The organism is Mesorhizobium sp. 10J20-29, assembly GCF_054130485.1.
In genome coordinates, this window is the sequence record NZ_CP199156.1 from 1,638,929 (window position 1) to 1,651,945 (window position 13,017).

At 57.7% G+C, this 13,017-nt stretch carries 8 protein-coding genes; 5 read left to right on the forward strand and 3 right to left on the reverse strand.

What is annotated here, in order from left to right:
* Window positions 1-264: 264 nt before the first annotated feature.
* The 4 genes from ACT2BZ_RS07885 (at window position 265) to ACT2BZ_RS07900 (ending at window position 8,685) form a co-directional block, all read left to right on the forward strand.
* Window positions 265-3,714 carry an adenylate/guanylate cyclase domain-containing protein gene (locus ACT2BZ_RS07885; RefSeq protein WP_457940327.1) on the forward strand — a complete coding sequence of 1,150 codons (3,450 nt, stop codon included), beginning with the start codon at window positions 265-267 and terminating at the stop codon, window positions 3,712-3,714.
* A 390-nt stretch (window positions 3,715-4,104) separates the two neighbouring features.
* On the forward strand, window positions 4,105-5,781 hold the full coding sequence (locus tag ACT2BZ_RS07890) for an adenylate/guanylate cyclase domain-containing protein (RefSeq protein ID WP_457940328.1): 1,677 nt from the start codon (window positions 4,105-4,107) through the stop codon (window positions 5,779-5,781).
* Window positions 5,782-6,392: 611 nt separating this feature from the next.
* On the forward strand, window positions 6,393-8,231 hold the full coding sequence (locus tag ACT2BZ_RS07895; protein ID WP_457940329.1) for a UvrD-helicase domain-containing protein: 1,839 nt from the start codon (window positions 6,393-6,395) through the stop codon (window positions 8,229-8,231).
* Between the two features lie 4 nt (window positions 8,232-8,235).
* The gene (locus ACT2BZ_RS07900; RefSeq protein WP_457940330.1) at window positions 8,236-8,685 is read left to right on the forward strand and encodes a hypothetical protein; all 450 of its coding nucleotides are present in this window, start codon (window positions 8,236-8,238) and stop codon (window positions 8,683-8,685) included.
* A gap of 486 nt (window positions 8,686-9,171) precedes the next feature.
* On the opposite strand, the gene ACT2BZ_RS07905 is transcribed toward ACT2BZ_RS07900, so the two are convergent.
* The 3 genes from ACT2BZ_RS07905 to ACT2BZ_RS07915 all read right to left on the reverse strand — a co-directional run bounded on the left by ACT2BZ_RS07905 (window position 9,172) and on the right by ACT2BZ_RS07915 (window position 12,202).
* Window positions 9,172-10,278, reverse strand: coding sequence for a hypothetical protein (locus ACT2BZ_RS07905; protein ID WP_457940331.1), 1,107 nt, complete (start codon window positions 10,276-10,278; stop codon window positions 9,172-9,174).
* Entirely contained in the window at window positions 10,262-10,696 is a 435-nt protein-coding gene (locus tag ACT2BZ_RS07910; protein ID WP_457940332.1) for a DUF5681 domain-containing protein, read from the reverse strand. The genes ACT2BZ_RS07905 and ACT2BZ_RS07910 overlap by 17 nt, the downstream gene beginning before the upstream one ends.
* Window positions 10,697-10,888: 192 nt before the next feature.
* Complete coding sequence (locus ACT2BZ_RS07915) at window positions 10,889-12,202, reverse strand: site-specific DNA-methyltransferase (protein ID WP_457940333.1); 1,314 nt, start codon at window positions 12,200-12,202, stop codon at window positions 10,889-10,891.
* Between the two features lie 148 nt (window positions 12,203-12,350).
* Here ACT2BZ_RS07915 and ACT2BZ_RS07920 point away from each other — a divergent pair, with 148 nt between their 5' ends.
* A complete protein-coding gene (locus ACT2BZ_RS07920) occupies window positions 12,351-12,968 on the forward strand; it encodes a hypothetical protein (RefSeq protein ID WP_457940334.1) in 618 nt (205 codons plus the stop codon).
* The last annotated feature ends 49 nt before the right edge of the window (window positions 12,969-13,017 follow it).

The window sequence follows — 13,017 nt, forward strand, 5'->3', positions numbered from 1 at the left end:
ATGAGGACAGCAATGCTTCCTGTTCGACGGAAGTCCAGAGGAATCTGCAGTTGAAAAGTGAGAACGACGCTTCGTCATAGGACGGTAGTCAGAACGCCTATGCCTGGACGACTGAAACGGTGCCGGCAGCGGACCAGCAGCTTATAGCTTCCAGAGAACTATTGCGGTCATTTGAACGAGGTAGGGCCAGCGTCAAGCCAACTTAACCGGCTGACCGCAGCCGACGATCGTCAACTGCCAATGTGTTGAGCGTTCTTATCTGGTATGAAGTCGGTTGGGGGGCATGATGACGTGAATGAAGACATCAGGACCTGGCTGACAATCCTGGGGCTCGGAAAGTACGCGGATGCCTTTGTCTTCCATGACGTCGGTCCCGACGTGCTTGCCGACCTGACGGAAGAACATCTGAAGGAGCTTGGGGTCTCGCTGGGCAATCGGCTGCGCCTGCTCAAGGCGATCAGGGTCGGCTCTACCGGCATGATCAAGCCAGACCAGCTGCCAGAAAGCAGCACCGACAACCCAACCCCGCCGCTGGCCGAACCTGCAGCCTCACCACCGCTTCCGAGCGATGCGGAGCGACGGCCGTTGACGGTCATGTTCTGCGACCTTGCCGACTCGACGGCGTTGTCGACCAGGCTCGATCCGGAGGATTTGCAGGACGTTATCCGGACCTACCAGGAAATGTGCACCGGACTTATCCGGGAGTATGGCGGCTACGTCGCCAAATACATGGGCGACGGCATCCTGGTCTATTTCGGCTACCCGAAGTCGCTCGAGCGCAACGCCGAGCGGGCGGTGCGCAGTGCGCTTGGCATTGTCGAGGCGATGGCCGGGTTGAACCAGACGCTGGGCCGCGACAGGGACATTAAAATCGCGGTGCGCATCGGTATCGCCACCGGCATGGTGATGGTCGGCGAAGTCGTCGGCGAGGGGATGGCGCAGGAACGCACGGTGATCGGTGAGGCGCCCAACATGGCCGCCAGGCTGCAGGGCCTGGCCGGGCGCAACGGCGTCGTCATCGGCTCTCTAACCAAGGAGCTTTCGGGCGATGCGTTTGCTTACGAGGACTTCGGTACGCATGAATTGAAAGGCATAACCGGACTGGTCCACACCTGGAGTGTGACCGGCCTGCGCGGCGATACCGCCAACGAGGATGAGGATCGCGAGACAGACGGGACCACAGTGGTACTCGAACTGGTCGGGCGCGACGAAGAGACGGGGCTGCTGCGCCGCGCCTGGCAGAGCACCAAGGACGAGGGCCGCGGCCTGGTGGTGACCATCAGCGGCGAGGCCGGCATCGGAAAGAGCGTGCTGGTCGACGGGCTGAAGGCGGAGGTTCGGGCCGAAGGGCTGCCACGGCTGACGCTGCGCTGTTCGCCTTACCACGCTGGCAGTGCGCACTATCCGGTGATTGAACACTTCAAGCGGCTGGCCGACTGGCAACCCGATGACGATGCCGAGGCGCGCCTCGCAAAGCTCGAGGCGATGCTTGCGGAATACAGCCAGCCGCTCGCCGAGACGGTGCCACTCATCGCTTCGCTCCTGGCGCTGCCGCTGACGGACGATCGCTATCCAGCGCTGACGCTGCCGCCACAACAGCAGAAGCAACAAACTCAGGATGCCATTGTCGCCATGACGCTTGAGGTTGCGGAACGACAACCGCATCTGCAGCTTTGGGAGGATCTGCACTGGGCCGATCCCTCGACGCTGGAACTGATCGGGCTGCTGATCGAGCAGGTGCCGACCGCATCGCTGCTGATGGTGCTGACGGCGCGACCGGAATTCGTGTCGCCATGGCCGGCCCGTTCGCACGTTACGCCAATCACGCTCAATCGCCTGGAGCGCCCGCATGCCGAGGCGCTGGTCGCCCGCATCGCCGGCATGAAGCCGTTGCCGGCGGAGGTTGTCGACCATGTTGTCACCAAGACCGACGGCGTGCCGCTCTATGTCGAGGAACTGACCAAGACGATTCTCGCATCCGACATCCTGCGCGACACCGGCGAAAGCTATGAGTTGACCGGGCCGCTATCGTCACTGTCGATACCCGACACGTTGCAGGAATCGCTAATGGCCAGGCTCGACCGGCTACCGCAGGTACGCGAGTTGGCCCAACTTGGGTCCGTGCTGGGGCGCGAATTCGCCTACGAGATGATTTCCGGGCTCTCCACGCTCGGCGACACGCTGCTGCAGGAAGGCCTCAGCCAGCTCGTCGAGACCGAACTGCTCTACCAGCGCGGCCGCCCGCCACGGGCCCGCTACATCTTCAAGCATGCACTGGTGCAGGACGCGGCTTACGGCTCGCTGCTCCGGCGGACCCGCCAGCAGACGCACCTGCAGGTCGCCGAGCTTATGGAGAATCGCTTTCTCGAAACAGCGAAGGCCCATCCGGAACTGCTGGCGCACCATCTGGGCGAAGCCGGACAACCCCAACGGGCGGTCGGGTATTGGCTGAAGGCCGGCAAAAGGGCGGCAAAGTCATCAGCAAATGCCGAGGCCTTTGCGAGTTACATGCAGGGGCTTGAGCAAATAGCGTTGCTTCCTGAAGGCATGGACCGCGATCGACTCGAACTCGATCTACAAATCGCGCTGATCAATCCCCTCATCGCCTTCAAGGGCTACTCGGCGCCGGAAACCAAGGCCGCTTCCGAACGCGCCACTGTACTTTGCCGGCAAACAGGACAGGAATCCCGCGTCTTCGAGGCCATCTACGGTCAATTGGCCTACTGCTATGTCTCCGCCCAGATCAGTCGCTACCAGGAGCTCGCCGTCGAATACCTCGACCTGGCAAACGGCCAGCAGGAAGTCGTTCATCGCGCCGTGGGACAAAGAATGGTGGGAACCGCGTCGCTGGTCGCCGGATCATTGACGCCAGCCGTACAGCATCTGGAAAAGGCTTGGGCGCTGTACGATCCGGAGCGCGACGCCGGTTCAGCCCTCGTCTATGGCCAGGATCTTGGAACCGCAACCTCATCCTATCTGGGCCTTGCCTCGGTGCTTTGCGGACTTCCGGATCAGGGCCGTGATTGGGGGCATAAAGCTGTCGCTCGCGGCCAGGATGTCAATCACGCAAACACGCTGGGCTTTGCACTGCTGCATGCCATCCTCGCGGCTTTTGTGGCAGGGGACCGTACGACGGTGGAGCAGCACCTTGGTCAGTTGCAAGTCCTGATCGACGAACACGATCTGCCGGTATGGCGGGCGAGCGCGTTGACGCAGCAGGGCGCGGTTCTGGGCTGGCAGGGGTTGCCGCAGGACGGGCTAGTAAAAGTCGAACAAGGCTTCGCAATGATGGCCGACATGCAGTTCAAGCTGTTCAGGCCGCTGTTTTCACTGATCCGCGCCGGCCTGCTAACCGAGCTGGGTCGCTCGCAAGACGCGCTGGTCACCATCACAGATGCCCTGGCTGCTATCGCCATAACCGGCGAACGCTGGACCGAAGCCGAACTGCACCGCGTTCGCGGCGAACTCCTCCTGTCGCAGTTCAAGGAAAGCGAAGCCGAGGCGGCATTCACGACCGCCCTGACGGTCGCGCGCGAACAGGGCGCCAAATGGTGGGAACTGCGCGCCGCTACCAGCATTGCGCGTCTGTGGCAACAGCAGATCAGGCTGGTCGAAGCGCGCGACACGCTGTCGGGGGTATATGGCTGGTTCACGGAAGGCTTCGACACTGCCGATCTGAAGGAGGCCAAGGCATTGCTGATCGAACTGGCCTGAATTTAACTAATGCGCAACGTTGACGTAGAGTTCGCTGTCGCCGACGCCAGCTATTGCGCGCTGCCAAAGACGACTTGAATGACCACTATGAGGCGCGAAGCAAACATTCGAATGGTGAGCAACAGGGCGTCTTGTTCAGGTCGGAATTGACATCTGGCGGGTGGGCTTTTCGTGCTGATGTTGTGGCCAATTAATTTCGGCTTTGCCCCGGTTCGCTGGATTTCTGCCTTTGGGCTAGGATCTGACCGGCAGCTTGTAACCTAAGCTGGTTGATTTGGCCCGAACTAGCGTGGCGGTCGAATTACGAATACAAACTGACTTATGACTGTAGAGCGTTCCAACCGGCGATTGTCCGCAATCCTCGCCGCAGATGTTGTGGGCTACTCGCAAATGATGGGCGCCGACGAAACCGGCACTTTTGACGCTCTCAGACGGCACCGAGATGCAGTTTTCAACCCTATTGTTGCTGCCCATGGGGGGCGCGTCTTCAAGATCATGGGTGACGGGACTCTGGTAGAGTTTGCCAGTGTCGTCGACGCAGTGAACTGCGCGATCGACATTCAACGCACCATACAGGCTGAGCAGCCGAAAGACGGCAACAGCATTGTCCTGCGGATTGGTATCAACCTCGGTGACGTCATCGTCGACGGTGACGACATCTACGGCGACGGAGTGAATGTTGCAGCCCGGCTGGAACCACTCGCCGAGCCTGGTGGAATTTGTGTTTCGGCGATCGTCAATGACAGCGTCGCCACTCGTATCAACGACTCGTTTTGCGACGGCGGCGAGGTTTCCGTAAAGAACATCGCGCGGCCGATCAAAGTGTGGAGATGGCATCCTGACCAGCTAGCGACCGGCAAATCGGCCGCGCAGGCCGGTCAGCCGACAGAACTGCTGCGCGAAAAACCGTCCATCGCCGTGCTGCCCTTTGTTAACATGAGCGGGGACGCCGATCAGGAGTACTTCACTGACGGGCTGACTGAAGACATCATCACCGATCTCTCGAATGTACCCGGTTTCTTCGTAATCGCCCGCAACTCCACCTTCGCATACAAGGGCAAGCCCAGTGATGTCCGTCAGATCGCTCGCGATCTTGGGGTCAAGTACATACTCGAGGGCAGTGCACGGCGATCCGACAAGCGGATGCGTCTCAATGTGCAGCTAGCCAATGGGTTGGAAGGCGGCAATCACGTCTGGGCTGAGCGCTTCGACCGTGATGTCGCTGACATTTTCAGCGTGCAGGACGAGGTAACGCGACGCGTCGTTGAAGCAATTTCTGGCAAGCTTGGTGTCAAGAATATTGTTGCCCGTGCACGACCGTCAAATCTCGAAGCCTACGATCTTTGCGTTAGGTCGCGAGACAAATGGAACATTTCGTCTTCGGATAACCGTAGGGCGTGTGCTGATTTGGAACGTGCCGTTCAGATCGATCCAAACTACTGTGAAGCGCACAGCAATCTCGCCATCTCGTTGCTATTTGGCTGGATTATCTGGGGAGAGCCACAGATACCCGGCCGTGGAAAGGCCCTGATGCACGCGCAGCGAGCCGTGGAAATCGATCCAAGCGATTCCCACGCCCGCAGGATCCTAGGTTGCGTTCAGCTGTATGAGCGAAATTGGGATGACGCAAAATTCCAGTTCGATGCTGCTGTTCGGCACAATCCCAACAATGCAGATGCTGTTGCATGGATGGGTGAGCTTCAAATCTACCTAGGCAACTCGCATGATGCGCTGATGGCTTGTGCCGAGGCCCTGCGCTTAAATCCTCGTCCACCCGGTTGGTATTTCTGGATCATGGGAATGGCGCAAATTTCATCTGGTCAGTATGTAGACGCTGTTGCGTCCTTGAGCCGGGAAGAAACCTACGGAACGGGTTCGAGGGAGCACCTGATTGCCGCGCTTGCCCTTTCGGGCCGGCTTTCTGAGGCGCAAGAGGAAGCCCGCCTATTTATTGCGAGCAATCCCAATTGGAAAATCGGGGATGTGACGGCGAACTCACCCTTCAAAGGCATGAGCATTCCAAAGCCGTTTGTTGATGGCTGGCGTCTGGCCGGCCTGCCGGACTAGGCAAAATGGCAGTTAGTCCCGAGCACCTAGTTTGTCCAAGACTGTAGCTGAGTGACTGTGCCTTCCTCTACGGTGGCCAGTATAATATTTGAGACGCGAAGCAGACTCGATTGGTGAGCAACAGGGCGTCCTGTTCAGATCGGAACTGACATCTGGCGGGTGGGCTTTTTCGTGATGATGTTGTGGCCAATTAATTTACGTTCTGTGTCGGTTCACTGAACTTCTGCTTTTGGGCCATCACTATTTTTGGGAATGAGCAGTCGAGTTCAGCAATCGCACCAGCCGCGACAAGATGATTGCGGAATTGCACAGTGACGGTGATATGTTCGAAACCATCGATCGCGACCTTTACGCTGAATTGGCTCCAATCCGTGAGAAGCTCGGGATGAGCGGCGAAAATTTTAAAAGTATCTCGCGCAGTTTTACGCTGCACACAACGTCGTCTTTTCGACGGAATAGCCGTCGCTGCCAATGGGGACATAATACTTTTTGGGGGTAAAATGCCTTGGTCTGATGGGTTAGCGGTAGGAAGTCCTGCCTACCAGATTGCGTCGTCAACGAGTCTCCGCGTGCGCGTCGTGGCAGGTCCCGGCACAGGGAAGTCGTTCGCGATGAAACGGCGGGTGGCACGGCTCTTAGAACAAGGAATCGCGCCAGCTTCAATCCTGCCGGTCACGTTTACTCGCGTCGCAGCAGAAGACCTCCATCGTGAGCTAGTCAGCATGGACGTGGCAGGTAGCAACGGACTGATGGGCGTGACGCTCCACAGCCTCGCCATGCGTATGCTGATGCGAAATCACGTGCTTGGCGCAACCGGCCGAGTGCCAAGGCCGCTTAACGACTTTGAACTGGAACCGCTCATTTGCGACTTGATGGGCGCACATGGAGGAAAGAAGGCGGTAAAGAAGTTTAAGCAAGCGTATGAGGCGGCCTGGGCTCGACTGCAACATGAACAGCCCGGATATTTCATTGATCCCGCAGACGCGGCGTTTCAGCAGGATCTGCTAAGTTGGCTCCGCTTCCACAGCGCTATGCTAATCGGCGAGGTAATCCCTCAGCTATACCAATATCTCCGAAACAACCCGACAGCGCAGGAGCGCAGCGAGTTCCAGCACATTTTGGTTGACGAATATCAGGACCTCAACCGCGCGGAACAATCGGTCATCGTGCTTCTTTCCGATCACGCACACGTCTGCATTGTTGGTGACGACGACCAATCGATATACAGCTTCAAGCACGCTCATCCGGACGGGATTCGCGAATGGCTTGTTGCAAATGCCGGCGCGGATGATCTTGGGCTAGATGATTGTCGCCGCTGCCCGACTCGCGTCGTTCATATGGCCAATAGCCTGATCGGCCACAATCAGATCAGGCCAGTCCCTCGCACGCTGGTCCCGCTGCCCGCCAATGGGTCGGGCGATGTCCGGATTGTTCAATATCAGTCGCTCGCGAATGAGGTGAACGGCGTTGCGAACATCATCGCGGCGATGGTGGCGAACGGCACGCCTCCCGGCGACATATTGGTGCTTGCGCAGCGTGGCGTGATTGGAACGCCGATCTATGAGGCGCTTGTGGCCCGGCAAATTCCAGTACGGTCTTACTATGCGGAAGCGGAACTGGACGCATTGGAAGCCCGTCGCGCGTTCGCGAAGCTGAAACTCTTCATCAACAGAGACGACCGTGTCGCCCTGCGATGGCTGGTAGGCATCGATGGCAACAATTGGCACGCAGCAGGCTACCGTCGTGTGCGCGAGCATTGCGAGGCTTCCGGTCTGACGCCGTGGCAGGCGCTAGAGCAAATCGCAGCCGGAAACCTCTCCTTGCCTCATACAGGCGGGATCGTCGTTGCCTTCAACGAGCTCGTGGCTGAGCTTGATGCCTTAGAGGCACTTCCCGATCTAGCGTCTATCGTGGATCAGCTATTTCCGGACGGGCAGATTGCAACACGCGATATCCGGCAACTGTCGCTCGACATTCTTGCGGAATTGGACATGGACGAAGGCATTGAAGGTGAGGACATCAACGGCGAGTTCCTGTCGCGGCTTCAAGAGGCAATAAACCAGCCTGACATCCCTTCGGAAATCCAAGACGTGAGGATTATGAGCCTTCACAAGAGCAAGGGGCTCAGCGCGCCTGTCACAATCATTGCGGGCTGCGTTCAAGGTTTGCTCCCAAAGCAGCCCGACAACACCCTTCCCCCTGCGCAGCAAGCGTTGGAAATGGAAGAGCAACGGCGGCTGTTCTATGTCGGCATTACGCGAGTGAAAGCAGCGCCAAATGCTGGCAAGGCGGGCACGCTGATTCTGGCCTACTCACAGACCATGCCGGTGGCATCCGCCCTTGGGGCTGGCATCGCGCCAGCGCAGATGCAGTATGGCCTCGCATCTCTTCATGCGAGCCAATTTATCGCCGAACTAGGTCCGGCAGCACCACAACCAATCGCCGGCTAGGCCATTGGCGACACGCGATGAACTCTACGCAAAGTTCGGCATAACGGCGGAAGCCGCACAGCTATTCGAGGTTGAACTAGGCTCGCTGCTTCTGTGCGCCCGCGCGATCGAACGAGGCTTGCACTTCAAAGCGGACCCCGACAAGGCGCAGAAGCTTCTTCACGACATTGATCGAAGTACGCTGGGCCACCTGCTTGGTAGCTTGAAAAAACGCGTAGAGCTGGGCGATGGATTGGCTGACCGCTTCGTGTCCGCGCTGCAAACGCGGAACAGGCTGTTTCATCGCTTCTATGAATCTCACAACTTCAAAATCCAGACCGACCAAGGACGCGATGCGATGATGGCCGACCTTGAGACTATGCACGTCGAGCTTTTCAACGCATGGCAGGTAGCTAGCGGCATGACCGCTGCGGCGACAGCATTCTTGATTGAACTAAGAAGCAAGAAAGCTTAGCCGCCGTATCGATCTACGGTGCATATTCGCCCGGGAGGTCCGCTTTTCGGCGAGGGCAAAGTCTGCTTGAATGTCTGTATTGAGGGCGCATTTCAGACCAGCAGTTTGCGGCATCGCCGCAGCCAACCCAACCATTTGACGGTCTAAAAGTTGGTTCAGGTTGAATTGGCGCGATCTGTCCGAGTTCTGCGATCTGTCCGAGTTCTAATGACAACCCTATCGATCGACGAAATATCGCATTAGGACGAATTTGCGATAATCCGGCGATGAGGTTTCGCCGACATTCTCGTTGGTCCGCAACTGGCGGACATCTTCGCACCAAGCAGCAGCCAGTTCCGGGCAATGCCGCTCATTGGGGACAATGGCGAACAAAGATGATTCAGGACATATTGTTGGGTGCCGCAATCCTCGGCCTATTTGGGCTTGTCGCATATCGTCCGCTATCAACGGTGGGCCGGCCGGTCAGGGCATCGAAGTCGTAGACCCCTAGGTGGGTCTTTCACGATCAGGAGCGGAATGGAGCTCCTGCAAGCGCCGGCTATTCGCGACGGCCATCACGGTCCATTCCTCCAGCGAAAGTGGCGAGTGACCCAGCCACTTTGCATGTTCCGGCAATGGATGGCCGAACGCGCGGTGCATAATCATATATTGATACGCCAGTCTATATAAGCCGCCGCGAAGATGTGAGTTTTCCGGTGTCCAGTTTGGACCCTTTGGTTCAAACAAGAACCTCCGTGGACCGTTCGTGGAGCCACACGTATCTTGCAGGTACTGCGTCGCGTAGACAAAGTCGCCGACCTGATTCCAGAGTTCTGCTTGCTTCTCCGGGCTGTCGATGGCGGAATTCAAGACGCTGCCCTGTTTTCGGATCAGGCATTGTCCATCCGACAGGATCCATTCCTCGTCGTCAGTTGCGATTGAGGGCAGTACGACAGATTCGAATTTCTCGGATCCGGACTCGAGATGGCCTGACAGATCACCGCCGCGCACGCGTTGCATTACCAGAACCATTGCGCCCTTGTCGCGGTTGTTCAGACGCTGAAGGACCTCTGCGACCACCCAGTTATTCACCTCCTGGCAAAGATGATCATCGGCCGCGTGTGAGGGTGACAGCGGGTCGTCAATGACAACCAGATCAGCACCATGGCCACTGAGCTGCTGGCCGACGGTCACTGATCTTACGCCACCGCCGTGACCGGTCTGAATCGTTGTGCCGGCCATCGCCAACCGCATATGCGGAAAGATGCTGCGATAGCGATCGGATCCCATCAGCCGACGCAGACGTTTCATGAGTTCATTTGCCAACGCTGGGTGGCCAGTGATGAGCAAAACTTGTTTGGTCGGATCGCGACCGAGATATAGCGCGATAGATGCAAGCGTCGCGATGAGGGTCTTTAGTGTTCTTGGAGGAGCATTGATAATCAGGCGATTGGTCCGGCCCTTGATGACGGCGTCAACTCGGTCGGCGATGACATCGAGGTACCAATGCCAGATCAGCTTCTGGCCTGGGTGGAGTACGCCGAACGCAAACTTAATAAATGCCTTGGTGTCTGTCCTGTAGAGGGCAATGACTGCATCATTCCGACTGATCATCCGGGGGGACTCCCTCATCGTCTTCCCCGCCGCCGCTCTTCTGACGGCGACGCACACGCTCCAGGAATTCATCGAGTACGGACTCATCCTCCTCGGTGGCCACGAATGGTTCGGGTGGCGGCGCAACGTCCAGTAACTTGAGCAGATCGGACCGCGCACGCGGCTTGTTGTTGATTGCGTCATTGACCAGTGACGTCATAAACGCTTCCCGTTTAGTAATCTGACGTTCCTTGTTGCCGTCGCGAACCACGATCAGCTTGTCGAGTTCGATCTGCAGCAATGTGGAGGCGTTCGTCACACGGGGCTTGCGACCTTTGGGGTTGCCGCTTTGTCCCTTCTTGAAGCGGGTGTGGTTAGGCGGCTTGCGGTAGCCGATTTTATCATTCGTAGACGGATCGTCATCAGACTGGTCGCTCATCGTGCGGGATCCTTTTCGTCGCAGTCGCGGGTTGTGGATTTCAGACAGCGGAGTTTTCCGAGGGAGAAATCGTCTCCAAGTTGGCAGACTCCTTTTTTGTCGCGCTTCGGGCGACTTTTCGGGTTATCGCTCCCTTCCTGAACTGCCGTTCTTTCGGCGGTTCGCCAAACCCGACATGGTTGTCCTCGGCGCTCATGCTGCGTCCTCCGCAAGGTGTCCGCGCTGTGCCCGAATTTGCGAAAGTGGGATCTTGTCGGGCATGAGGAGGGGTTCAATGCCCGTCTGTTCGTGAAAGCGGCGCAGCGTGACGTCGACAAACTTTGGTTCGATTTCGATCAGTGCCGCACGCCGGCCGGTAGCTTCTGCGGCCAGCAAAGTGGTGCCCGCGCCCCCAAATGGGTCCAACACAAGATCGCCAGGCTTGGTCGCGTCACGAATAGCATCCGCCACCATCGCAATCGGTTTGACCGTCGGATGATCCGCTAGGTCTTTCTTCCGTGACTTGGAAAAGCCGGAGGCGCCAGGGTATTGCCAAAGGTTCGAGCGATACCGCTTCAACCGGCCAAGCTGGACATTGTTCACATGGGGCGCATCGCCGTTTTTGAAGATGGCGCATAGCTCATGCTGGGACCGATATAGGCTGCCTAATCCCCCATTGGCCTTAGCCCAAACTGCGACATTCATCAGCTTGGAATAGATTGAGCGACCGACAAATATGAGGTCGGCTATGCCACGCCAATCCATGCACACATAGTGCAGTGAGCCATCGCTTGAAAACGAGCGGGCGTGCTGAAGTGCCGTCGTCAGAAATCCCGTGAACTCGTCCAGTGTCATCTCACCGGAGGCCATTCTAAACTCGTCGTGGCGGGTCTCGCCGTTGCCGCTCACATGGCCAGAAATCGGCACGTTCCACGGCGGATCTGTGAAGACCATTGCCGCCAATGAACCACGCATCAGGCCAGCAAAAGTCCATGAGTCGAGCGTGTCGCCACAGATGATGAGATTGTTGCCGAGAAGCCAGAGGTCACCTGGCCGGGTGACCGGGACCACCGGTGGTTCGGGATACGGTGCTTCATCACTGCCGGCCAACGACACGCTGGGGGCAAGGATCTGGTCGAGTTCTATGGCATCGAAACCTGTGTCGCAAAGATCGTATTCTAGGTCGATCAGGCCCTTCAATTCGATCGCCAGAAGGTCCGGCGCCCACGAGGATTCTTCCGATACGCGATTGTCAGCAATGCGTAGGCCGACTTTCTCTGAGTCAGTCAGACCGATAATGCGGACCACCGGCACGGTTTCCAGCTTCAGAGAAAGCGCCGCTTCGAGCCGGCCGTGGCCGGCAAGGATTACCCAATCCTCGTCACAAACGATTGGCTGCGTGAAACCGTACTTGCCGATCGATGTCGCGATCTTACGAATGCCCGCCCTCGTGCGTTTCCGCGGGTTCCCGGGGTAGGGCTTGAGAAGGGTCGGTTCGGCAAGTTGAGTGGGAAGGATGGTGGGCATTAGAATCTCTCAATTGACTATCGGGACGCCGCAGACTATCGAGTGTTTTATCGTCGATAAGTGAATATTGGTTGTAAAAGAGTCGATTGTCAATCCATCGATTGGAATGAATCCGACGTGAGAGCTGACGCCGGTTTGAGGAGTGCGAATGGCAAGACCTGGAGAGTTGGCACAGCTCATCGCAGACGAGTTCTTGCTTGATCCCAAGACAGTCAGGGAACAAGCGCGTGCGCTGCGCGATGCAGGCTACATGGCTAAAGAGAAGGGCGGCCGCGGACCGGGTACGATGTCGGTTCGAGACGCAACCAATTTGCTAATTGCAGTTGCGGGTACGGGCAAGGTACGGGACAGCGTGTTGCCGGTAGAACAACACGGAAACACGGAAACGCAGCAGGGAAAGTGGACCGGCGTCAGTACATTGCCCGAGCTCTCCAAACTTCCGCGCAACCACAAATTCGCTGACGCCATCGAAGCGCTCATTCGATCTGCGATGAACGGCGCTCTCGAGAGCCCGCTTTCAGTGAGCGTGAAGCTGCATGAGCCGATCGCACGATCCAGCATCAGCATTACTCGCCGAACCGTCGATGAAGAGGGCTCCCTGCAAGAGGAGCCTATCGAAGAGAAGCTCTATGAAACCCAGATCTCTCCGAGGCCTGGTATTAGCTTCGACCCGCCTCTGGCAGCTAGGCCAGAAAGCGGTCTTTGGCATGAGCACATGTTCACGGCTGGGGTGATAAGAAGGATTGCCGATCTGATGCGTAGTTGAAATCGGTCCTTTCAAAAGCTGCGACTTGGAGTCCTCGGTGATGGGAAGA